Genomic DNA, 22,679 nt, shown 5'->3' on the forward strand with positions numbered 1-22,679 from the left:
ACGGCGAATTCTTCATACCATCACACCGTCCTGTTATTAATTTCAAGAATAGCTTTTAATTTGCGCTATGAGCATTCCTCAGCAAACAACTATGAAAGCGACAGATTTTACATCTTCAAATATACATGTAGCTACAGAAACCGCTACATTGAAGAGATTACTGGTACATAGCCCCGACCGCGGACTGGGTAAGGTGGTACCATCAAAAGCCCAGGACTGGCTTTTTGAAGATATCGTGCATCTGGATACCATGCGCAGAAGCGAATATGATTACTATATCAAATTACTTCTCTACTTTCTGGATCCATCCAAAATCAAAGGTAAACTGAAAGAAATCGATGCCGATACCTCGCGGGCCTTTTATATTCCCGGTACGGCAACCTACTTTAACTCTGACAAAGTAATTGATATTCAGCAACTATTAGGTGAAATTCTGATAAATGATGTGGTTCGTGTTAAATTGACAGCGGCCATATGCGGTATTGAAAAATGTACATATCATACCCAAAGAGAACTGGATGCCGTGGATGCGCATGAGCTCGCCAAGATTTTCATTTCCGGTTCCTACGCCGACGACCGCATGCTGTTTGCGCCTTTGCCTAATCTGATTTTTATGCGCGATATCGGTATTGTGATCAATGACCATATTCTGCTCAACAAACCTGCGAAAAGTGCCCGCACCAGAGAATCCATTCTGGCGCAGTTCGTGTTTTTCTATCATCCTATTTTTGCTCATATCAGGGAAAAGATTCTGGAAATCCCCGATAATGAAAGACACTTTCTGCTACCTGATGATGAAAAAGCCAGTGATTATCACAAATGCACGCTGGAAGGTGGAGATGTGATGATGGTAGCACCACGGCACCTGCTGATCGGCTGTAGTGAAAGAACCTCCATCTATGCAGCGCAGCAAGTCATGAAAATGCTGTTTGAAAAGAATATTGTTGATACAATCACAATTATCAAAATACCCAAGAAACGGGATTACATGCATATTGATACGATTTTCACACAAGTCAAAAAGAATGTATGGGTATTGCTCGGATCGTTGGCGCGCGTGGGTGATGAGTTACGTAAAAAAGATGTATTACACTTCTTCGGGCCACAAAACTCGGGTGAGGAATTCAAGATTCTGCAGTTTATCAAAGGACTTGAACACAAACCCATCGAAATAGAAAATCTGGAAGATCTACTGACAGATATCAGCCGTAACGATTTGGGTGCAACAGAGGAAGTCAAATTTATTTATTCAGGAGGAAATGAGTTTCCTTATGGAGAACGTGAACAGTGGACCGACTCCTGTAACTTACTGGCCTTAAAGGAAGGCGTGGTGATAGGTTACGACAGAAATGATAAGACATTGGAAGCATTCAGCAAAGCAGGTTTTAGTATCATCCGCGCCAGCGATCTGCTTGATCAGTTTGAGAAGGGAACACTTTCGCCCGAAATGCTAAAAGACACATTTATTACCCTTCCATCAGCAGAGTTATCCAGAGCACGGGGAGGATCCCACTGTATGAGTATGCCGCTTTTGCGCGAATAAATGCTAGGAACAAGACCATTTGATTTGTAAATTGCGTTAACAGCTAATTACCAACTCCTATGAGAACGATCACTTCAACCGCACAAATTCAGCCTCAGTCTACAGCCCAGATCATGATGATCCGCCCGGCTCAGTTTGGATTCAATACTGAAACAGCCCAGAGTAACGAATTTCAGGACGACACCGTTGGCAACACCAATAGTAGTGAAGTTCAGAAATTGGCTCAGGAGGAATTTGACCTGATGGTTGCGCAAATGGAAAATACGGGTGTGAATGTGCAGGTTTTTGAAGACAATGAGGATGTGTATCGCCCTGATGCTATATTTTCCAATAACTGGGTATCATTCCATCAGAGCGGAAAAGTGGTGTTGTATCCTATGATGGCTGAAAATCGCAGAAATGAACGCCGCAGGGATATTATCGAAGAGTTGGGTAAAGCTTATATGATTGAAGAAATTATTGATCTTACTCATTTCGAAAAGGAAGGAAAATTTCTGGAAGGCACCGGCAGTATGGTACTCGACAGACGATATAAAATAGCCTATGCATGTCTCTCACCTCGTACGCATTCGGATGTACTCAATGCGTTTGCCGATGCGTTGGGATACGAATTAGTTACGTTTTCTGCGTCGGATGAGAAGGATAATGCCATTTATCATACCAATGTAATGATGTGCGTGGGGGATATTTTCGCCATTGTTTGTCTGGAAGCAATTAAAGATCCGGATGAGCGGCTTTTGGTACGATCGGCACTGGAGGAAACTAATAAGTACGTAGTGGAAATTTCGCTGGAACAGGTACATCATTTCGCTGGAAATATGCTGATGATCCGGAATCGTGACCAGGATAAATTTCTGGTGATGTCCACGCAGGCCTATGAAGCCCTTACTAAATCACAACGCGAAATCCTCAATGACTATGCACGCATATTTCACAGTGACCTAGCTGTTATTGAGCGCTATGGAGGAGGTTCTGCCCGTTGTATGATGACCGAAATTCACTTACCAAAAAAATAATCTGTATCAGAAACATAAAAAAACGCTCACAGGTTAATGCCCCATGAGCGTTTTTTTATGTTTTATATGCTGAATTAGTCTTTTAAATCAGCTTCTACTTTGTTGATTTTAGCCTTTGTTTTGGCTTTAAAATCATCCCACTTTTCTGCAGTCTCAACCTTTGTGTCGTTCCAGGAAGCTTTTAATTCATCTCTCTCCTTATTCAACTCCTTTTTGCGCTCCTGCCATTTTTCTTTTTCTTTGGCAGTTGCCTTTTCCATCTTGGCGTCAGCTTCCTCTATTTTTCTATCAATTTTAGCAACCGCGCCATCGATATCTGATTTGAGCGCATCCTTATCTTCTTTCACTTTTTGCTCGAAGTCGTTACCGGCGTCTTTAATGTCTGCCTTTGCTTCGGCGACATTCTCATCCATATCATTTTTAGCTTCTTCTACGGTTTCGTCAGCTGAGTCTTTCGTTTTTTCAGAACAGCTTGTGAAAGTAAGTGTTGCCATCATCATTAGGGATGCTCCCCAGTAAGTGATCTTTTTCATTTGATGTGTAAGTTTAAGCGAACCTGATTTAGTTCATATTAATAACTATAGAAAAATCTTTCCAATCAAATTTTAATGTCCTTTGGCATTAAAATTGTAGAAATAGCTCCGCAAAAGGAAACTATATACGCAGTATCGGACATAACTCCTACGGCATTTTTATAATACCTTTACAAAACCTTAAACTCTTACTTAACAATCTTTTTGACGGCACAAAATGATGCAAAAATTTTACCTGACCAATTGCTTTTTGGTTGCTTTGATTTCTTTTACAAGCAAAAACTCACTGGCCCAGTCCGACTCTGCAAGTATCAAACAACTCAGTGAAGTCACCATCAATGCTTTTGAGTCAAAAGCCACAGCCTTATCCACTACGGCTTCGGTAGGAGTGATCAATGCCCGTGCGCTTGAACGCTTTTCTGAGATGAGCTGGACTAACTCGGTAAATACGATAGCAGGTGTACGCATGGAAGAGCGCTCACCGGGAAGCTATAGATTTTCAATTCGTGGAAGTATGCTCAGATCGCCTTTCGGTATCAGAAATGTAAAATTTTACTGGAACGGCATACCATTCACGGATGCAAGCGGCAACACGCCTCTTAACACATTGGATTACAATTCTGTACAAAGCATGCAGATCATCAAAGGACCAGCCAGCAGCATTTATGGCGCCGGAACCGGCGGAGTAGTCCTGTTAAGAAGTGCCACAGATACAAATCTCAATAGGGTTGAACAGAGCGTTGGGTTGGGTAAGTATGGATTCCAAAGTAGAAATACGATGCTTCAGGTAGGAGGCATTACGATACAGTATGGCAATACGGAACAAGACGGCTTCAGAAATCACAGTGCGATGGGGAGAGATGCCATCCGTTTTTCATCTACAGGAAAGCTTGGAACAAAGGGGACCTTGAATCTGCTTGGCATGTATTCGGATATCCATTATCAAACACCTGGCGGGTTGAATCTGGCACAGTTTCAAACCAATCCTAAACTGGCCAGGCCCTCCACGTCTGCCTTGCCAGGCAGTGAAGCGCAACGAGCAGGCATTTACACCAAAATGGCGCTATTAGGCGGAAATTATGTACTCAACATTTCGGATAAATGGTCTCAGTCTAATGCACTTTATTTAACCACAACTGATTTTGCCAACCCATTTATTTCCAATTTTGAAAAACGCGATGAGCAAGGTATCGGTGGCAGAAACATCTGGCAGTACACTGGGCAACTACGGCAGGTAAAAACCAGCTGGAACAGCGGATTTGAATGGCAGTATAGCAAATCAGCACAAAGAAATTACGATAATAAAGGCGGCGTTACCGATAAGCAGCAAACAGCTGAGGATATCCGTACTACTTCCCTATCAGTATTCAGCCAGGTGGAAGCAGTTCTTTTCAAAGATCTGACTGCAACAGCGGGGCTGAGTTACAACAGCTTCAAATACAATTACGAGCGCTATTTCCCATTGCCCGATAGCGATGAAAGCCGTTCGTTCGAAGGCGTTTTCGTTCCAAGAATTGCACTCAATAAAGTGATTGACAAGACATGGGCCATTACAGCGTCCTATAGCGGTGGCTTCTCACCTCCTACCCTTCAGGAAGTAAGGCCATCCGCAGGTGGATTTCGCCGTGATCTGAACGCGGAAAAAGGCGTAAATTCGGAACTGAGCATTCGGAAAATGGATAAAAACTTTTCGGCAGAAATTGGCGTATACAGCTTCGGATTGAGAGAAACAATTGTACGCAGATCGGATGAGTCAGGCTCAGAGTACTTTGTGAATGCCGGTAAAACCAGACAAAATGGGTTAGAATGGAATTTATCTTACGACTTTCTAACCAACTCCTCGGCTCCTCTTACTTTTAAACTTTGGAATTCGGGAACATGGACAAACTATACTTTCCGCGAACTTTCACAGGGTGAAAATAATATTAGCGGCAAGTTTTTGCCTGGCGTTCCAAGATTCAGTCAAAACAGCGGTTTGGATGTGTTGCTCAAATATGGTTTCTCCCTATTTGCTACCTACCAGCATGGCAGCGCCATGTTCCTGAATGACGCGAATACAGTTAAAAACACGCCTTACCATCAGTGGACAGCAAGAGCTGTATGGAGGAGAAGCTGGGGTGGACACCTATACAGCGAGTTTTCAGTATCTGCTGAAAAAGTAAATGCGGGCATATACAGCCTGGGTTTTGACCTGAATGCATTTGGTAACCGTTATTACAACGCCGCGCCAAAGGACAATCTATGGGCGGGCATTAAGCTGGGCTGGGAATGGGGAAAAGTCAATTAAAAATTAGGAATGAAAAATCAATAATGAAAGTAGTGATTCAGCGCTAAATATGAGAAGAATGGAATCTTTTGAAGTCTATTTTAATTCTTAATTCTTAATTCTTAATTCTTAATTCTTAATTCTTAATTCTTAATTCTTAATTCTTAATTCTTAATTCATTTTGCATCTCTACCTCCATATACCCTTTTGTACCCAGGCCTGCCATTATTGTGATTTTCATTTTAGTACCAATACGAACAATAAGGCCGCCATTGTAGATGCAATAGCCAAGGAATTGGTAATGCGCCGACCATATCTTACCTCTACAAGACTGGAAACCATCTACTTTGGTGGCGGCACGCCTTCTTTGCTTGACAAGCGGGAGCTGGATTTACTGATGGGAACAATCAAAGATCATTATGATGTAATGGATCATGCAGAAATTACCTTGGAGGCCAATCCTGATGATTTGAACAAAGCTAAACTAAAGCAACTTGCAGATGCGGGAATCAACCGGCTCAGCATTGGAATCCAGTCATTTCACCAGCCACATCTGCAGCATTTGAATCGGATTCATTCTGCATCTGAAGGAGAACAATGTGTAAAAGAAGCACAACAATTGGGAATCAATAACATTTCCGTTGATCTCATTTATGCTATTCCTGCTGAAAATCACGAGATCCTTGAAAGTGATATTCAAAAAGCCGTAAGTCTCGGTGTCAGTCACCTTTCAGCCTATTGCCTCACCATTGAACCTCAAACTGCATTCGGATCCTGGCTGAAGAAAAAGAAGATTAAGCCTATTGATGAAGAATTTGCAGCACAACAATTTGAAACCCTGGTCGCGTCACTGGCTGAAAATGGATTTGAGCAGTATGAAATTTCCAATTTCGCACGCAATGATCAGTATAGCAGGCATAACAGCTCTTACTGGAAACAGCGCCCCTACCTGGGCGTTGGCCCTAGTGCACATTCCTACAATGGATTAAGCCGGGAATACAACATTGCTAATAATAGCAAATACCTGGCAGCTATATCAAACGGAACAATACCAGCCACACAGGAACTGCTATCCGTGGCAGATATAACCAATGAATACTTGTTGACGGGATTAAGAACAAAATGGGGTGTTGACGTAAAAAAGCTGGGTGTTTTGTCAGCAGATAGGTTCGCATCTGAAAGCTCTTCATCTTTGCAGGAATTGATCAATAAGGATTGGATCACTGTACAAAATGATACAATTCTGTTAACGCATGCAGGCAAACTCTTCGCAGACCGAATCGCAAGTGATCTTTTTATAGAAGATTGAAAAGATCACTTGCGATTCTGAATAACGCGAATTAAGTCTGGATATTTACAGACTAATCATTTCGTAATCAATAGGTTAAATCCAATACCCTGTCATATTGAGCTTGTCGAAATCACAAGTAAGCTAACCTCTAATTAACTGGAAATTATCCGTGTATTATTTCGGTGCGCTGCACCTTCCATACACTAAACGGGACAGGTTTTCTACAAATATTATGGCGCTCTGCGCCTTGTATAAATCGGCCCTGAGCTGTAACTACGCCACATCCAAGATCTTGTCAGACTGAGCTTGTCGAAATCCAGGCAGCAAAGCTTATACAACCTGTAAATCAATAACATTCTCAAGACAAGGTGCCCTGCATATGGAACCAGCACAATAAAAAAGGATGAGTTCTTAAACCCATCCTCCGTGAAATACTTCGCGCTTGTCTTACGCCAATTCTGCGTTCAATGAGATCTCAGCATTCAAAAGCTGCGATATCGGACATTCCTTTTTTGCTTTCTCTGCTATCTCAGCAAATTTTTCTGCAGTAATATCTGGAATTTGCGCCTTAAGATCGATATGACTTTTTGTAACCTGTCCTTTGGACGGATCCAATGATACGGTGGCAGTTGCATTCAACTCATCAGCGGTAAACCCGGCTGCGTTCAACTCGAAGCTTAGTTTCATTGCAAAACATCCTGCGTGAGCTGCTGCTATAAGCTCTTCGGGATTTGTGCCTTTACCCTCAGCAAAACGGGTATTGAAAGAATATTGGGTATTTTCCAGAACTGTGCTCTGTGTGCTGATAGTACCAGTACCTTCTTTACCAGTGCCTTTCCAAACGGCTGTTGCTTTACGATTAATCATTTTTTTTATCTTTTTTAAAATAATGAATTGTTTTAACGTTCTATTGCAGTTAAAGTACGATGGAACGATGTTCTACGCAAATTAATTAATTATTAAAGTTGTGCCGAAGCAACCAATACAGCGCATCCGGCATCCATTTAGTTAATGAATCGTTAACGTTCTTCTTAAGATTAAACCTGAGGGACGCCTTTGAATCAAACCGAAAATTAAAATTTAAATCACTTTTATCTATTACATCATGAAAAAGCTTCTTATTCCTTTCATATTCGCAATCGGCGTTTTGTTTCAAAGCTGCACCGGCCCACGTGGCCCCGAAGGGCCAGCTGGTGTAAATGGTGAAATCGGCCAGACGTTTGAAATTGAAAACGTAAACTTTAATGCAGGAAACGACTGGCAGATTCGCCGTCCGTTTACCTCTGCCAGTGCTACTGTTCTGGACTCAGACATCGTACTTGCCTACATACTTTGGGATGTTGACGGAAATACTCCGATTTGGAGACTGATGCCACAGGCGATAGATATGCCGAGAGGGATCGTCTACAATTTTGATTTTACTCCTGCCGACTTTACTGTGTTTATCGATGCGCCAACAAACATAAATCTTTCCACATTGTCCTCAACAGTCACCCAGAATCAGACATTCCGCGTGGTGGTCCTTCCGTCAGACTGGACTACAAGAAAATCAGGACCAGGAGTTGATTACAACGATTATGAAGCAGTGAAGAAATATTTCAATCTTGATGATTCGAAAATCCAAAAATTAAGTGCACAATAATTGTAGTGCTGGCACTAATTTTTTAACATTGAGACACATAACTGATCCGGTAGTTTTGGCTACCGGATTTTTTTAAAACTCAATGAAAAAACTTCTTCACATATCTCTGATAGCTCTTGGCTTTTCCTGCCCTTTGATGGCGCAGGAATTTGCCAGGCATACCGATGACTACCGCGATAAGTATCGCGAAGAGGTTACAAAAACACCTAATTCTCCGCTCAGCAAGGACGATTTGAAATATCTTCAATTCTATGCACCGGATTCTACGTTTCAGGTAAAAGCAAGTTTTGAAAGGACTCGTCATAACAGGCCATTTGGCATGCCAACCTTTAGTGGTGCTCAGAAAACATTCGTGCAATATGGTGTACTTCGCTTTAAAATTGACGGCAGACGCCATAAGCTGTATGTGTATCGAAGTCTGGGACTTGAAACGCTTCCTCAATATAAGGATTATCTTTTTGTCCCTTTCAAAGATAGAACCAGTGGCAAAACGACATATGGAGGTGGTAGATATCTGGATCTGAAAACAACAGAAATAAAGGACGGTACATGTATGCTGGATTTCAATAAGGCTTATAACCCCTACTGCGCCTATAGTGAAGGCTTTAATTGCCCGATCCCACCGAAGGATAATGTACTCATGATATCAATTGCAGCGGGCGAGAAGAACTTTATGAAGAAGCACTAAGAGAAGTAGCCTCACTCTATTTTCCAGCCTTTAACGTGCTGTCCGTTTTCGTATTCAGTCACGACATTCACATTCGTTTGCAAGTTCCTGAATACGACTGTGCCCGAAAAATTACTGCGATCAACAGGTGCATTTAGTATCTGACTATCAAAATAGGTCGCGAGATAATTTCTGTAGTGTCTGCCAACGCGGATCACAATATAATTACTGTAACCCTGAACGTTAGAATTAGGAATTTTTTTACCTGAATTTAAACTAAAAATGCCTGGTATCAGTGGAATGTAGGCTACCTGTATGCTGTCATTTACCCTTTCCACAACATTACTGTCCCATTGCGCTTCCCACCTTAGCTGAACTGTATCTTTGAATGTTTGATTAAAAACTGTAAGACTGTTTTCTCTCTCGAAAGCCTGTTGAAGGCTCGTGGCATCCGTTTTTAAATTAGGCTCTACGGAAGATTTTTCTTTACAGCCTGCCAAAGTGATAACAGCGAATAACAAGTAGGCGAATCGTTGCATGTGTACAGAGATCTGTTGTATATGATGAATCAAAGGTAACCATAAGGATATACATTCGCTTTGACAATTATCAAAATCGCATTTTCACATATTATTTTTTAAACGCTGATCTGATCCTGCTCAAATGCTCCTGAGAAATCCCCAAATAGGATGCGATATAACCCAGCTTCATGCGCTGTGCGATATCCGGAATCTGAGCCAATAGCTTTTCATATCTTTCCTCCGCACTGCAAAATGCGAACAACTTCATACGCTCATCCAGCAACAAGTAGTTATGTGTGATCATCAGTCTGCCCAAGCGCTCTACGATTGGAAACTGCTCAAACACCGGTTCAATCTTATCGAACTGCAGACTCCATAATGTAGAATCTTCGGTCAGCTGAATGTTGTAAAATGAAGGTTTTCCACTGAAAAGGCTATCTATTGCACTGGCAATCTGTCCTTCAGAAGCAAACCATGCAGTTACTTCCTTACCATCCTTATAGTAGAACACCCTGGCGATGCCGGATTCCAGAAAATGAAATTCTTTACAGATATTGCCCTGGTCGAACAGCAACTCCCCTGCCTTAATTTCTCTTCTGATAGTAATCTTTGATATTGCCTCCTGCACATCTCCGGTTAATGGAGTAAAACCATTGAGATAACGTAAAAATGCGTTCATGAACAAAGTGATTACAATCCAAAGTATAGGCTAACAAAAAACCCGGCATAAACCGGGTTTTCAATTTCTTTATTTTTCTGCTTTCAGCAGTTCCTTTTGTTTGAGGATACGCTCAAAAACCTTGATGTCGTGTTCAGACGTAAAGATCGAAAAGGGAAGATATACAAACTGTCCCTTTGAGATCACAAGAACATAAGCATCTTTGTCTTTATATCCTTCCAGAATTTGCTCCCACTTCATGATGTTTCCCTCTTTGTGGTTCAGCTTCATCAAAATCTGACGGTTGTCGAATTCATAAGAGAATTTTTCAAACATAGGCTTATACTGCGCAAGCTGGGTAATGCCGGTGAACTGGATCACCCAAAAAAGGATGTACAGCAGGGTACCTACAAAAACTGTAATGTATACCCAATAATTAGGATACACGTCTGTAATTCCAAGAATAGCGTTGATTAAAATAAGCGCAACGGGTACCAATACCCATTTGATCTGCGTTTTAAAAAAATAACGCATGGCAAGGGTGATGTACTTCTTGGTCGGCAAGGCATACTTCTTAGTACGAACCGCCGCCGGATTCGTAGGCATTTGATAAACAGGCTGGTGTTTGTTCACCGATACTTTGGCCATAATTCTAAATAAAAATTAAGCAGTTTCTTTATTGTCAGCAGTTGTCAGTATCACTACAGGCTCAACGACGCTAAAATGAAGTGCAAAGTTAGAAAAAAGCATCTGACTTATGCAGAAAGCATTTGAAATAAAAAGCAGTTACCATAATTTAGTGTAATTTGCGATAATACCGCTTTCTGCTTTCGGCCATCAGCTTTCAGCACTTTATTTAAAGGAGCCCATCAGTATTGGTGCACGTTCAGTCCGATTGCCAACAGCCGATTGCTGACAGCCGAAAGCAAATAAGCACTTTAACTATCCTGCCCATAATGAATTTTTTGTTCCCTGGATTTCTTTGGGGTTTGCTTGCCATAGCCATTCCCATAGCTGTACATATTTTCAATTTCCGGCGTACAAAACGTGTATTCTTTACCAATGTAGCTTTCCTGAAAGCGGTAGATACACAAACCAGGTCGGTCAGAAAAATAAAACATTGGCTCATTATGGCGGCCAGGATATTGGCTATAGCCTGTTTGGCATTTGCATTTGCACAACCTTATCTACCCGGCAAAAACGCTTCGTCAACACAGCAAAAAGGAGTTACAAGTCTTTATCTTGACAACTCAATGAGCATGCAAAATGAGGTGAATTCAAAACGATACATCGATCTTGCTACCGGTCATTTGAGTGATCTGCTTGGGTTGTTCAAAAATGCGACTTCTCTTCAACTCGTCACCAACGACTTTTCAGCGCAGGAGCAAGCACTTTATCGGGCCGAGAAAATCCGCGACTTACTTACCTCGGTAAGACTTTCCCATACACCCAGAACGCTGGAAGATGTATACAAACGACAGCAGAACTTGATTGCCCGACATCAAAGGTCGGGCAAAAATCAGCTTTTCTGGTTTTCGGATTTTCAGAAAAGCACTACAGGCAATGTGGCTGACCTTAAAATTGATACAACCAATCAACTTTTTCTTGTCCCGGTACAAACAATAGCTGAAAAAAATGTCTATGTAGATTCCGCATGGCTGAGTACGCCTTTCATCAGAGAGTTGCAAAACAATGTACTTTTTGTAAAAGTGAGTAATGCAGGAAAAGAAACTGCCAAAAATGTAGTGCTTAAACTCACGCTGGACAATACGCAGGCTTCTACCGCTTCTGTTACTGTACCGGCAGGAGGCTCAGCCACGGCTCAATTCAACTTCAGTCTGACGGGCAAAGGCTACAAAAAAGGATTAATTACTTTTGACGATTTCCCTGTAACCTTTGACAATAACTATTATTTTGTCTTGAATGCTTCACCAAAAATAAGGGTAGTACATATTTATGGCCAGCAAAATCCGGACAATCACATTCAGAATGTTTATGCCAATGACAGCTTATTTTCTCTAAAAAGTTACAGTGTAAACAATCTTGATCCTGGTATGGTGAAAGATGCAGATATGGTAGTGCTCGAAGGTCTGCAGCAACCGGGCGGTACGCTTATTCAGGAATTGATTGCATTCATTAACACAGGCGGAAGCGTATCCATCATCCCACCCTCTCAGCCCGACCCTAACAGTTACCAGAATTTACTGCGTGGCTTTGGCGTTAACGGGTTGTCTGTAAACAAGAGTCCATCTCAGGAGCAGCTACCCATGACTGCTCCTGATCGTAACAATCCGTTTTTCAGTGATGTTTTTGAAGAGTCTGTTCGTCAGGAAACCAATCTGAGTTTGCCTTCTGCCTCGCCGGTGTGGTCCTGGCCTTCATCAGGACAGCAATTGCTTGGTCTAAGGAACGGGCAACCCTATCTGACGCGTCTTACACAAGGAAAGGGGAAGGTTTATCTGTTCGCTTCCCCGTTTCAGAATGAATTCAGCACTATGGCACAGCATGCTATTTTTGTTCCTGTGATGTATAAAATGGCTGCCATGAGTGTGCGTGCTCAAAGAACAGCTTTCACTTTTGATGAAAATCCCATTGCGTTGCATTTAGACACGGTGACGCCAAATACAACATTTAAACTAAAACGTGACAAAACAGAAATTATCCCCGTGCAGCGTGTGGCAGGCAATCAACTTCTACTGGAAATTCCTCAGGGCGACCAATTAGGAGAAAGTCTTCAGGCCGGCTATTTTGAGCTGATCAAAGATAAACAGGTGCTACAGGTTATTGCTTTGAATCACAATAACAATGAATCCAAACTGGAGTACTATTCTCCTGAGGAATTAAAAGCTGCTTTTGCCGGTCAGAAGAACGTTCAGGTTTTTGACAGTTTGAACGATGATGCCTTTGCCAAAGAGTTTCAGCAACAAAACCTGGGAACAAGTTTGTGGAAGTACTTTTTGTATGTAGCACTATTCTTTCTTTTGGTTGAAGTACTTTTAATAAGGTTTAAAAAGTAAAAAAACGGATACGGCTTTCTGTTTATCACTTTTTACCCCAACTTTGTACCAAACATTATTTTATTTATAAATGCTTTCATCCAGAATAGGAATTCTTGGTGGTGGCCAGCTGGGACTCATGCTCCTGCAAGCCGCTATCGACTGGAATCTTGATATTCATGTTTTAGATCCCGATGCAGAGGCTCCCTGCCGCAGCATTGCCCCACAATTTACGCAGGGCTCACTACAAGATTTCGACACGGTCTATCAATTTGGAAAAGATCTCGACGTCATTACCATAGAGATTGAAAAGGTTAATGTAGAAGCGCTGGAAAAGCTCGAATCAGAAGGTAAACGAGTATACCCCCAACCTTCGGTCATTCGCCAGATTCAGGATAAAAGAATCCAAAAGGTTTTTTATACAGACAAAGGTCTTCCTACTGCTGATTTTATATTGACAGACAACCGCGCTTCGGTACGCGAACATCTGGACTTTCTTCCTGCTTTTCATAAGCTGGGTCGTGACGGATACGATGGTCGCGGGGTACAGCGGATCGGATCAGAAGCGGATCTTGACAAAGCGTTTGATCAACCCGGGCTATTGGAAAAAGCAGTTCCTTTTGAAAAAGAGCTGGCGGTAATCGTGGCCCGAAACCCATCAGGAGAGGTGATGACCTTCCCTACGGTCGAGATGGTTTTTCATCCTGAACTGAATCTGGTAGAATATCTTTTTGCTCCTGCAGAAATTTCAGAAGACATAAACCAAAAAGCACAGCAGATAGCACGACAAACCGCTGAGGCATTTCAGGTTGTAGGCTTGCTGGCGGTGGAACTTTTCTTAACTCCTGAAGGTGAAGTGCTGATCAATGAGGTTGCCCCCCGCCCGCACAATAGCGGTCACCATACCATTCAGGCAAATGTGACCTCTCAATACCAACAGCACTGGCGCGCCATTCTGGACTTGCCTTTGGGAAGTACCAAAGCATACGGCCCGTCAGCGATGGTGAATTTGCTTGGTGAAGCCGGATTCGAAGGTCCAGCTGAATACCAGGGGATGGAAAAGCTATTGGCGACGCCCGAAGTATTTCCGTTTCTCTACTGGAAAGCCATCACCAAACCTTTCAGAAAAATGGGCCATATTACCCTCATGGACGAAAACATCAGCGCGTTAAAGGAAAAGGTAGCATACGTTACAAAAAACATCAAGGTGATCAGCAGGTCGTGATATAGCAAATGGAGAACTGCTGATACTCTTTCACTCTAAAACAGAAATATAAATGGTTGGAATTATCATGGGCAGCCTTTCGGACAGAAAGGTGATGCAGGAAGCTGCGGATGCACTAAAAGAACTCGGTATTACGTTTGAAATGGAAATTGTTTCAGCTCATCGCACGCCGGAGAGAATGATGGAGTATGGTGCATCAGCGCGCACGCGAGGCCTGAAAGTGATTATAGCAGGTGCAGGTGGCGCGGCGCATTTGCCCGGTATGGTTGCTTCTCTTACCTCTCTGCCTGTCATTGGTGTTCCGGTTCTTTCCAGCAACTCGATTGATGGATGGGATTCAGTCTTGTCTATCCTGCAAATGCCGTCGGGTGTGCCGGTAGCAACGGTAGCTCTCAATGGCGCCCGTAATGCCGGAATTCTTGCAGCACAGATTATCGGAGCAAGTGATCCGCAAACGGCGGAAAGATTGGATGCCTTTAAGTCCGGACTTAAGGAGAAAGTTGCTGTGATGAACTCAGAATTAAAAAATCTGATTGATTAATAGAGGCGCTTTACTATTTTCGTAAAGTAAATACCATCACTTTGTAATAGTACAACCACAAAAAATAGAACTGCCTGTTAGCAATGGAAGACGAATTCCCAAAGAAAAGAAATGTACGTCCGGTTGAAAAATCGAACCTCCCAATAATCACTTTATCGGTACTTGTCCTTCTTGTTCTGGCAATGCTTTATGTTGGCTACGAATATATTTCTGATAGCTCCTCCAATTCTGAAGAGCTTACATCAGTAGTGGTTGACCCTAATCCGGAAACCGAAACTGCAGAACCAACAGAAGAACCCCAGCCTATTACAAGCGCTGAGCGCACTGAACCGGTAAAAGAAAAAGAGAAGGCAACGGAAAAAGTAAAAGAAATTTCTGCTTCATCCATAGGAGGTCAGCAAATTACACATAGTGTGAAAAGCGGCGAAACTTTCTCAAGTATTGCGTCGCGTTACAATCTCAAGCTCGAAACGCTGAAAGGTTTAAATTCCTCCGTATCGGACGTAAAAGCCGGAACCACCAAGTTAAAAGTTCAGGTAAAAACCATTCATACTGTAGGGCCTGGTGACGTACTTCGTGTAGTAGCTGAAAAGCATGGTGTGACTAAAGATGCTATCATGAAGGCCAATGGGAAATCAAAAGATTTTTCGGAAAGGGGTGAAAAACTGATCATTCCATTCCCTCAGAAAAAATAACGCATAGGTTTAAATTTGAATCAATAAAAAATGGGATCGCGACTAAATCGCGATCCCATTTTTTTTAAATCAGTACATGATTAGAATCCTCTTCCTCCACCACCCGATCCACGATTACCACCTCCCGGAAAGCCACCACCAGGAGTGCCTCCCGGCCCGTCGAAACCTCTACGGTTTGTAGGAGCAGGCATTTTGCCAAAATTTCTAAGTGTGTATGTAAATGTGAGCATGGCGTATTGCGTAAGTACCTGGCTGGTCATATCCTGCACGTAAGTCTCTGTTACATTCCGGGAAATGCTGTTATTCTGTTTGAGTATGTCAAAGACGGTTAGCTTCAGTTCGCCTGCATTGTTTTTCAGGAATTTTTTACCCACGCTTGCATTCCAGAGCGTAAAGTTCTGATTGTAGCCTTCACCTAACCCACGGTACGACTGGTTGTTTACGTCTGTCTGCACTACAAATCCTTTTCCAAAAATCCAATTCACACGTCCGCTAATGCCAGAAGTGTAATAGTTATTGTTCATTTGAGGCTGGATTGTATTACGTACAATATTGTAATTACCTGAATAGGATAGCGTAAAATCCAGATTTTCACTGATATTGCTGCTTACCACCAAACCCTGTGAAACAGCATAAGTATTTGAGAAGTTAGACACATTGTTGATCACACCCGGGGAGCGCACATAGTTAAACCCTGTATTCAGGTTAACATTTAGTTTCAAAGGAGCGATCGGTTTTCCATAGGCAATCAGCGAACGTGCATTCCAGCTGCCATCCACATTGATGGGCGATGTGAGTCTTGCCCCCTCTTCGAGTACAATACCATTAGGCAGCGTTGTCTGTTGCTGCGCGATGAAAGTCGAATTCACAATCGCGTTGTTGGTCTGCGTTACAAAAATCATAGCGTTCAAACTATAAGGCCGGTTCGCGCCAGCCAGTGAATAGCGAACATTCAGGTTATTGCGGTATTCTTGTTTCAGACTAGCATTACCTGCCGTAAGAGATAGCGGATTGCTGTTATCAACGACATTTTGAAGCTGCGTAATCGAAGGCTGATTTGTTGAGCTTCGGAAAAATGCCCGGAACTGCGTACCGGATTTGGACCGGTACATCACCATTAAGTTAGGTAAGATATTGGTAAATGACTGATCGACTGTTGCGTTTCTGGGTGCCAGCTGCTGGCTGTACAAATTGGCATTCTGAAAATCAATTCCCAGATTACTCGTCCATTCATTCTTTCTCAACCGGTACGAAATTCCGGCTCTGTTTGTCGTGTAACGATTATCAAAATTGTTAGTCAACAAGGTATCTAAGTTGGCGTATGAATTGTCGTCAAAATTCAGATTATAGGTTTCCCGAGCCGAATTGCTGTTACTTAATGTAAAATTATAGTTCAGTTGCAGCTGTCCGCTTTTGCCCATTGGTTCGGTATAAATAAGATTTGTCCCCAATGTGGTTCCGTCAGAACTCGTCAGATTTTCCTGATTGATCGTATCGCCGGGCATCTCGAGATTGTTAAAATAGAGGTTTTTTGAATATAGTCGTCCCACCCCACTACGATCATTCATTTGTGTGTTCACATTCAGAGAGATGCTACGGCCCCTTTTTGCGAAGGCATGGCGGTACAAAATGTCATTTCCGAAATTATATCCGTTGGTTTTATTATTCCGGTTAATATCAGCACTGTTCAGCAGGCTGCCATCAGCAAGGCTTGTTAATCCTACTTTCATACTTGCAGAATGGTTATCCTGAAAGCTCAATCGCGGGGTTACAATAAGTGTATTGTTTTTGTTGATGTTGTATTCGACCCGGAAATTCACACGGTGATTCATGTTTGTACTGGATGTACGGCTGGTGTCGTTATAGAATTGATTTCCGCCTACACCTTGCAGGAAATATTCCTGTTGGGTAGTCTGGTCGTTGGTATTATTGGTTCGATTGAAAAAATAGCTACCCGTTACATCAACCTTTGTTCCGAATTTATTTGAATAGTTCAGACCTATCGAATTGGTACTTGTGATACCGCTTTGCCCTCCTACCATAAAGTTATTCGAACTTCCACCGCCTCCCCGGCCCCCGAAACCTCCTCCTCCGCTGCCTGTCACACCCAGCAGATCCTGGCTGGAAAAATTCTGATTATTGATATTATTACTCAGACCGATCAGTGATATACGCTGATCGCCTTTGAAATAGCTGACATTTCCGCCAGCCTGGTAACGATTATCCAGCCCATATCCGGCAAACATTTTTCCAAACTGGCCTACCTTGCGGTCTGCTTTGGTTACAATATTGATCGTTTTTTGCGCATTTCCATCGTCGTAACCAGTAAATTGGGCCTGATCGCTAAGTTTATCAAAAACTTCAATTTTGTCAACGATTTCCGCGGGCAGGGATTTAAGTGTCAACGCTGCATCTTCACCGAAAAAGGGTTTGCCATCAACCAATACCCGGTTGACTGTCTCGCCATGCGCAGTCACCGTACCGTTGGTCACAGTAATGCCGGGCATTTTCTGAATCAGATCCTCCGTTGTGGCATCAGGATTGGTTTTAAATGCAGCTGCGTTAAACTGGGTGGTATCACCCTTTTGCTCCATGGCTGTCACCTGTCCGACGACCTTTACCTCCTTTAAATTGGCCACTGCTTCTGTCAGCTCGAAAGTACCCAGATTCTGGTCATCAGACTCCAGAGTCACCTTTTTCATCATATCGTTATAACTCAGATAGGATATCCTGATTTGGTAGGCTGTTTTTTGCATGAGCCCTTTGAAAGAGAATCTTCCCTTTTCATCTGTGGTTACATATTCGGGTTTTGCATCAGGAGTATCACGGCTCAGTGCTACATAAGCGCCCACTACCGGACTTTTGTCTGTACTGTCGATAACCGTACCAGTTATCTGTACATTTTGTGCGTGTGTAGATGCAGAGTAGCCGCTGCAAATCACAAATAGAAGAAGAGTTAATAATCTTTTCATGGTTATTGTAAAGGTTTCTGCAGGGTTAGAGAAGGTTTTTGAAAGAAAGTTTAATCGACAGATATAAACATATAAAAACATCGACAGTTCGGCATTTTTAACCGACGATTTGACATTTGTTGCCGATAGAAAAAGATCTATCTGAAGTGATTCAGAGTCTATGAATTTTTAAAAAACCGGATTTGCATAAAATCGGTCATTATTATTATATTTATCCCGATCACCCTCAACATAAAAAATTCGTACTGCTCTCCCTGCTGGGAATTTCTTTATCCTCCTATGCTGTGTACAAGGTTAATGTTTTTGATTTTCATCATTTACTCGGTAAATGTGAGGGTAGTGACTATTGTAGAATCTGTACCAACTGTTCCAGGTTCGGATATTGTAAAGGCGGTGGCACCTGCGTGTGTTATTCACCCCGCGCAATTGTAAGAAGAAGTCCATCCCCTAAAACTTACCGGCCGGCAAAAGCTATTTCCTTCAGTCATGCGCATGCCGTTCGTACAGGTAGTCCCTCGGTGAAACGCTATAATCTGCAAAAATCCGTTGCCGGTAAAAATACATCTATCCGAGAGGAAAAGGAAACCTTTGTGCTCGAAATTCCTGATAATGCTGATTTTGTACGTATTACTGCGGCTTCCGCAAATTTGAGGAAACAGTTCAATACAAAATCGAGATTCTTCAAAAGCTCAACCATGGGGATTTATTAATAAAACTGAAATCAGTTAGAGGCTGGGTGAAGGTGCAGGCGCTGGATTCCGGAGCGGTGAGATATGTGTCTGTTAGTTTACTTCAATAGGTCGCAAGATTATTCTTTACAAAATTTAGGTTATTTGGTCCAAAAAGTACGTTTATTCTGTAAGCCGGGTGCTAACCGAGGAAAAAGCCGTAGCACTCGACAAATATTTATATATTGTTGACCAGTTATCCTTAAACCAACATTTACTTTACATGAAGAAATATCTTTTCTTGATACCTTTTCTCATCAGTATATACAGTTGCAAAACAAAACCGTCCAAAGAGGTAGCAGTACCAGAGAAACAAATAGGTAATGTCAATTTTTTCATGGAAACGTCGGCGAGTATGGCAGGCTATTTCAATGGTCCGACCGAGTTTGTAAAAGACATTCCTAATCTGCTGGTCGATATAGAAGGAAGAGAGCTGGGCGGCAAAGGACCATTAAAAATATATTATGTGGCTGATTCCCTAACGCTGTATCCCAAGACGACAAAGGATTTCATCCGTGACATTTCCACCACCCGGGTTGCTAACGAGAAGAGCTCGGAAATGCATAAAATCCTGGAAATGATTGCCATCAAAACGGATTCCAATGATATCTCCATTTTCGTTTCGGACTGTATTTTGTCTTATCCTGACAACGTTATCAAATCAAACCCTGAAATTAATAAGCAAAAAGCACCAGGCGAACTGAAAGCGCTGGTAAAAAACACCTTTCTGAAACTTAAAAGACAGGATATTTCAGCGTCTCTGTACGGCTTTAGCTCTGCATTTTTCGGGAATTACTATACCTATCAGAATGCGAAAATAAAGCTGAACGGTGAACAGCGTCCCTACTATATTTGGGTAATCGGCAACAAAGATCTTGTGGCTAAATTTAATACACAGCTTACCGGCATTAATAACTTTAAACCTGTGATCGATCTGAATTTCGGTTTGTTTGATAAGACGATTGAAGATTACCAAACATTTTTTACCTATGAGAAGTCAGGCCAATGGCAGCCAAAAGATAAAGAAATTTCCGAGCTGAAAGCTTCGAAAAAAGATCCGGCTGTATTTGCTATTGCGGTGGATTTGTCGACACTCCCCAGTTCAATCAATGCACCTGCGTATCTAAATGAACATTTGAAAACATCGTCTGAAAATCTGGATTTCAGGATTAAAAATATCCTTCTTGCCACCGATCTGGACAAGTCGAAACTGAAACCAAGAGAAAAGGAGTATCTGGAAAAGAATACCCATGTAATTATCCTTGAAGTTTCGGACATCTACAAAGACAAAGCAACAATTGACCTTAAACTTCCTTTGGTTTATGACAACACCTACAAAGAAATGTCTACGATGGATGATAGGATGCTGGATGCCATCCCGGGTAAAACCTTCGCTTTTGAACATCTGATCGATGGTGTACGCGAGGCTTATGAAAATTCGAATGATAACTTTGTTCACATATCAATACCTGTTAAAAAATAATAGCCATGTTTGAATTTCTTTATGAATTGCTTTGCGGACAAAATCCAGATCCTATTTTCGCATCCGATATTTATCCCTTTGTAGGTCTGTTTACACTTGTTTTCGCTGTTGTCTTCGCACTGGTATTCTACATAATTCTTGGCAGAACTAAACCCATTTGGGATAAAACTGTCCACTGGGTCATTACAATGGTCATTTTGCTGATCATTGCTTATGGCTTTGCCTATAACAACGCGCAAACTATTACCGAAGAAAGTGAAAATTCATTTTTCTACAAGTTTGCGATGGTTAATACGCTCTACGCCTTTATTTACTTTGTGATATTCTCATTGATTTTTAAACGCTTTTCTATTTTCGCCAAACGCACTCCATTTTAATTAGCGACATTCATCAGATTATGCCTACAAGAAATACATTTGTTTTTGGAATCGGAGGAACGGGAGCCAGAGTTGTTCGTTCACTGACCATGCTGCTTGCGGCGGGTGCAAAGCTGAACGATACAAATAAAATTATCCCGATTATCATTGATGTAGATGCTGATAATGCTGATACCAGCCGAGCCCTGGCAGCACTTAAAACGTACAAATACATCCGGGAACACGGATATAGCCATACAGAAGAAATCCGTGAAGGCTTCTTCAATACCAACCTGAATACACTAAGCTCCATTACTTCTGACAATCAGTATGCAGAAGGCCTGGATGATTCCTTTCAGCTTCAGTTTGAAAATCTGGAAAAGTCATTCATTGAATACCTCGATCCCAGAGGAGAACTGGAAGGTGATATCAATAAGGACCTTTTGGAGGCCTTGTATGACAACTCCGATTTCAGCGATCCCAATACCGAGCTAAACCTGAAACTGAACCAGGGTTTTAAAGGAAATCCCAACATAGGCTCTGTCGTTTTCAATAATCTGTCCAATACACGTGAATTTAAATTCGTACTGAAGAGTATCGGAGAGAATGACCGGATATTTATTGTCAGCTCTATCTTTGGCGGTACCGGCTCTTCCGGATTTCCGCAGCTTGTAAAACTGCTGCAGCAGGAAGAAAAACTACGCGGCAACAAGTACGGTGCCCTGACGGTTATGCCGTATTTCAACGTGACAGACGATACGAACAGTGCAATCAATTCCGATCTGTTTAACTCCAAGACAGAAGCGGCGCTGACTTATTACCTGAAATACCTAAGTGGGAAGATCAATTGTTTTTATCAGCTTTGGGACCGCCCATTGAAACAATATGAAAACAAACAAGGTGGCATTGAGCAAAAAAACAATGCGCATTTGATAGAACTGATTGGTGCTACGGCCATCATTGATTTTGTAAATAAACCGGACGGCAGTTTTGCTCCAAAAGGTCAGACACAATACTTTGATTTTGGTATTAAAAAAGAAGATCAGGTGATTGATATCCGTCACTTCTTCCCGTCAACTGCCAAAACCATCATGGAGCCGCTCACGCTGCTGACCTATGCCATGAAAATTTATCTGGAAGAGATTCCTGATCTAAAGAACGAAGCTTTTTATAAAGAACTTGGTATTGGTGAGAAATATTCAAACAGTGCTTTCTATCAGAATCTTACTGCTTTCTTTTCAGTGCATTACAAAAACTGGCTGATGGAAATGTCAGGTAATGAAAGAACGTTCCAGCCCTTCAATCTGAATCAGGATCTGAATGCAATGGTCAGGGAAAAACCCATTGAAGTAAAGAAGATCTTAGGTTTGGTAACAAATGGAGGAATTTCGGATTCTTACCTGAAAGCTGAACTTGGAAAACTGGAAGATGAACTGAAGAAAAGCATTCCGGATCAGGACAAACGGTTTTTTAAATTGCTCAATCGTATTGCACTGGAATGTTACAAAAAACTGGAGGCGCTTCCATCCATGATCTAATCAAAGCA

20 protein-coding genes are annotated in these 22,679 nt (G+C 42.0%); 14 read left to right on the forward strand and 6 right to left on the reverse strand.

Features of this window, described 5'->3' with window-relative positions; translation table 11 throughout:
- The first annotated feature begins 91 nt into the window (after nt 1-91).
- Nucleotides 92-1,543 carry an arginine deiminase family protein gene (locus tag AC1XUE_RS12750; protein ID WP_483356360.1) on the forward strand — a complete coding sequence of 484 codons (1,452 nt, stop codon included), beginning with the start codon at nt 92-94 and terminating at the stop codon, nt 1,541-1,543.
- Between the two features lie 59 nt (nt 1,544-1,602).
- Nucleotides 1,603-2,559 carry a citrulline utilization hydrolase CtlX gene (gene ctlX / locus AC1XUE_RS12755; protein WP_483356361.1) on the forward strand — a complete coding sequence of 319 codons (957 nt, stop codon included), beginning with the start codon at nt 1,603-1,605 and terminating at the stop codon, nt 2,557-2,559.
- Nucleotides 2,560-2,633: 74 nt separating this feature from the next.
- Here the strand turns inward: ctlX and AC1XUE_RS12760 are convergent, their stop codons facing one another.
- Nucleotides 2,634-3,092 (reverse strand): hypothetical protein, encoded by a 459-nt coding sequence (locus AC1XUE_RS12760; protein ID WP_483356362.1) that lies wholly within the window; start codon nt 3,090-3,092, stop codon nt 2,634-2,636.
- A 217-nt stretch (nt 3,093-3,309) separates the two neighbouring features.
- Between AC1XUE_RS12760 and AC1XUE_RS12765 the strand changes: the two genes are divergently transcribed.
- Nucleotides 3,310-5,379 (forward strand): TonB-dependent receptor, encoded by a 2,070-nt coding sequence (locus tag AC1XUE_RS12765; protein WP_483356363.1) that lies wholly within the window; start codon nt 3,310-3,312, stop codon nt 5,377-5,379.
- 160 nt (nt 5,380-5,539) lie between these two features.
- Complete coding sequence (gene hemW / locus AC1XUE_RS12770) at nt 5,540-6,667, forward strand: radical SAM family heme chaperone HemW (RefSeq protein WP_483356364.1); 1,128 nt, start codon at nt 5,540-5,542, stop codon at nt 6,665-6,667.
- Between the two features lie 429 nt (nt 6,668-7,096).
- On the opposite strand, the gene AC1XUE_RS12775 is transcribed toward hemW, so the two are convergent.
- On the reverse strand, nt 7,097-7,516 hold the full coding sequence (locus AC1XUE_RS12775) for an OsmC family protein (protein ID WP_483356365.1): 420 nt from the start codon (nt 7,514-7,516) through the stop codon (nt 7,097-7,099).
- A gap of 238 nt (nt 7,517-7,754) precedes the next feature.
- Between AC1XUE_RS12775 and AC1XUE_RS12780 the strand changes: the two genes are divergently transcribed.
- Together AC1XUE_RS12780 and AC1XUE_RS12785 are read left to right on the forward strand one after the other, a co-directional pair.
- Entirely contained in the window at nt 7,755-8,291 is a 537-nt protein-coding gene (locus tag AC1XUE_RS12780; RefSeq protein WP_483356366.1) for a hypothetical protein, read from the forward strand.
- Nucleotides 8,292-8,373: 82 nt separating this feature from the next.
- Complete coding sequence (locus AC1XUE_RS12785; protein ID WP_483356367.1) at nt 8,374-8,979, forward strand: DUF1684 domain-containing protein; 606 nt, start codon at nt 8,374-8,376, stop codon at nt 8,977-8,979.
- Between the two features lie 11 nt (nt 8,980-8,990).
- Here the strand turns inward: AC1XUE_RS12785 and AC1XUE_RS12790 are convergent, their stop codons facing one another.
- From AC1XUE_RS12790 to AC1XUE_RS12800, 3 genes are all read right to left on the reverse strand, one after another.
- Nucleotides 8,991-9,497 carry a hypothetical protein gene (locus AC1XUE_RS12790; protein ID WP_483356368.1) on the reverse strand — a complete coding sequence of 169 codons (507 nt, stop codon included), beginning with the start codon at nt 9,495-9,497 and terminating at the stop codon, nt 8,991-8,993.
- A gap of 91 nt (nt 9,498-9,588) precedes the next feature.
- Nucleotides 9,589-10,158 (reverse strand): Crp/Fnr family transcriptional regulator, encoded by a 570-nt coding sequence (locus AC1XUE_RS12795; RefSeq protein ID WP_483356369.1) that lies wholly within the window; start codon nt 10,156-10,158, stop codon nt 9,589-9,591.
- A gap of 69 nt (nt 10,159-10,227) precedes the next feature.
- Nucleotides 10,228-10,785: a YcxB family protein gene (locus AC1XUE_RS12800; protein WP_483356370.1), complete on the reverse strand. Its 558-nt coding sequence runs from the start codon at nt 10,783-10,785 to the stop codon at nt 10,228-10,230.
- Nucleotides 10,786-11,093: 308 nt separating this feature from the next.
- Between AC1XUE_RS12800 and AC1XUE_RS12805 the strand changes: the two genes are divergently transcribed.
- The 4 genes from AC1XUE_RS12805 (at nt 11,094) to AC1XUE_RS12820 (ending at nt 15,594) form a co-directional block, all read left to right on the forward strand.
- Nucleotides 11,094-13,154: a BatA domain-containing protein gene (locus AC1XUE_RS12805; protein WP_483356371.1), complete on the forward strand. Its 2,061-nt coding sequence runs from the start codon at nt 11,094-11,096 to the stop codon at nt 13,152-13,154.
- Between the two features lie 70 nt (nt 13,155-13,224).
- Nucleotides 13,225-14,358 carry a 5-(carboxyamino)imidazole ribonucleotide synthase gene (locus AC1XUE_RS12810; protein ID WP_483356372.1) on the forward strand — a complete coding sequence of 378 codons (1,134 nt, stop codon included), beginning with the start codon at nt 13,225-13,227 and terminating at the stop codon, nt 14,356-14,358.
- A gap of 52 nt (nt 14,359-14,410) precedes the next feature.
- Nucleotides 14,411-14,899 (forward strand): 5-(carboxyamino)imidazole ribonucleotide mutase, encoded by a 489-nt coding sequence (gene purE / locus AC1XUE_RS12815; protein WP_483356373.1) that lies wholly within the window; start codon nt 14,411-14,413, stop codon nt 14,897-14,899.
- Nucleotides 14,900-14,982: 83 nt separating this feature from the next.
- Nucleotides 14,983-15,594: a LysM peptidoglycan-binding domain-containing protein gene (locus AC1XUE_RS12820; RefSeq protein WP_483356374.1), complete on the forward strand. Its 612-nt coding sequence runs from the start codon at nt 14,983-14,985 to the stop codon at nt 15,592-15,594.
- 80 nt (nt 15,595-15,674) lie between these two features.
- Here the strand turns inward: AC1XUE_RS12820 and AC1XUE_RS12825 are convergent, their stop codons facing one another.
- Complete coding sequence (locus AC1XUE_RS12825) at nt 15,675-18,566, reverse strand: outer membrane beta-barrel protein (protein WP_483356375.1); 2,892 nt, start codon at nt 18,564-18,566, stop codon at nt 15,675-15,677.
- A 182-nt stretch (nt 18,567-18,748) separates the two neighbouring features.
- Between AC1XUE_RS12825 and AC1XUE_RS12830 the strand changes: the two genes are divergently transcribed.
- The 4 genes from AC1XUE_RS12830 to AC1XUE_RS12845 all read left to right on the forward strand — a co-directional run bounded on the left by AC1XUE_RS12830 (nt 18,749) and on the right by AC1XUE_RS12845 (nt 22,671).
- The gene (locus AC1XUE_RS12830; RefSeq protein WP_483356376.1) at nt 18,749-19,276 is read left to right on the forward strand and encodes a hypothetical protein; all 528 of its coding nucleotides are present in this window, start codon (nt 18,749-18,751) and stop codon (nt 19,274-19,276) included.
- 241 nt (nt 19,277-19,517) lie between these two features.
- Nucleotides 19,518-20,777 (forward strand): hypothetical protein, encoded by a 1,260-nt coding sequence (locus AC1XUE_RS12835; RefSeq protein ID WP_483356377.1) that lies wholly within the window; start codon nt 19,518-19,520, stop codon nt 20,775-20,777.
- A gap of 5 nt (nt 20,778-20,782) precedes the next feature.
- Nucleotides 20,783-21,154, forward strand: coding sequence for a hypothetical protein (locus AC1XUE_RS12840; protein WP_483356378.1), 372 nt, complete (start codon nt 20,783-20,785; stop codon nt 21,152-21,154).
- Between the two features lie 20 nt (nt 21,155-21,174).
- Nucleotides 21,175-22,671 (forward strand): hypothetical protein, encoded by a 1,497-nt coding sequence (locus AC1XUE_RS12845; protein WP_483356379.1) that lies wholly within the window; start codon nt 21,175-21,177, stop codon nt 22,669-22,671.
- Nucleotides 22,672-22,679: the final 8 nt, after the last annotated feature.

It is taken from the genome of Dyadobacter sp. HNCC25DJ187, assembly GCF_056895255.1.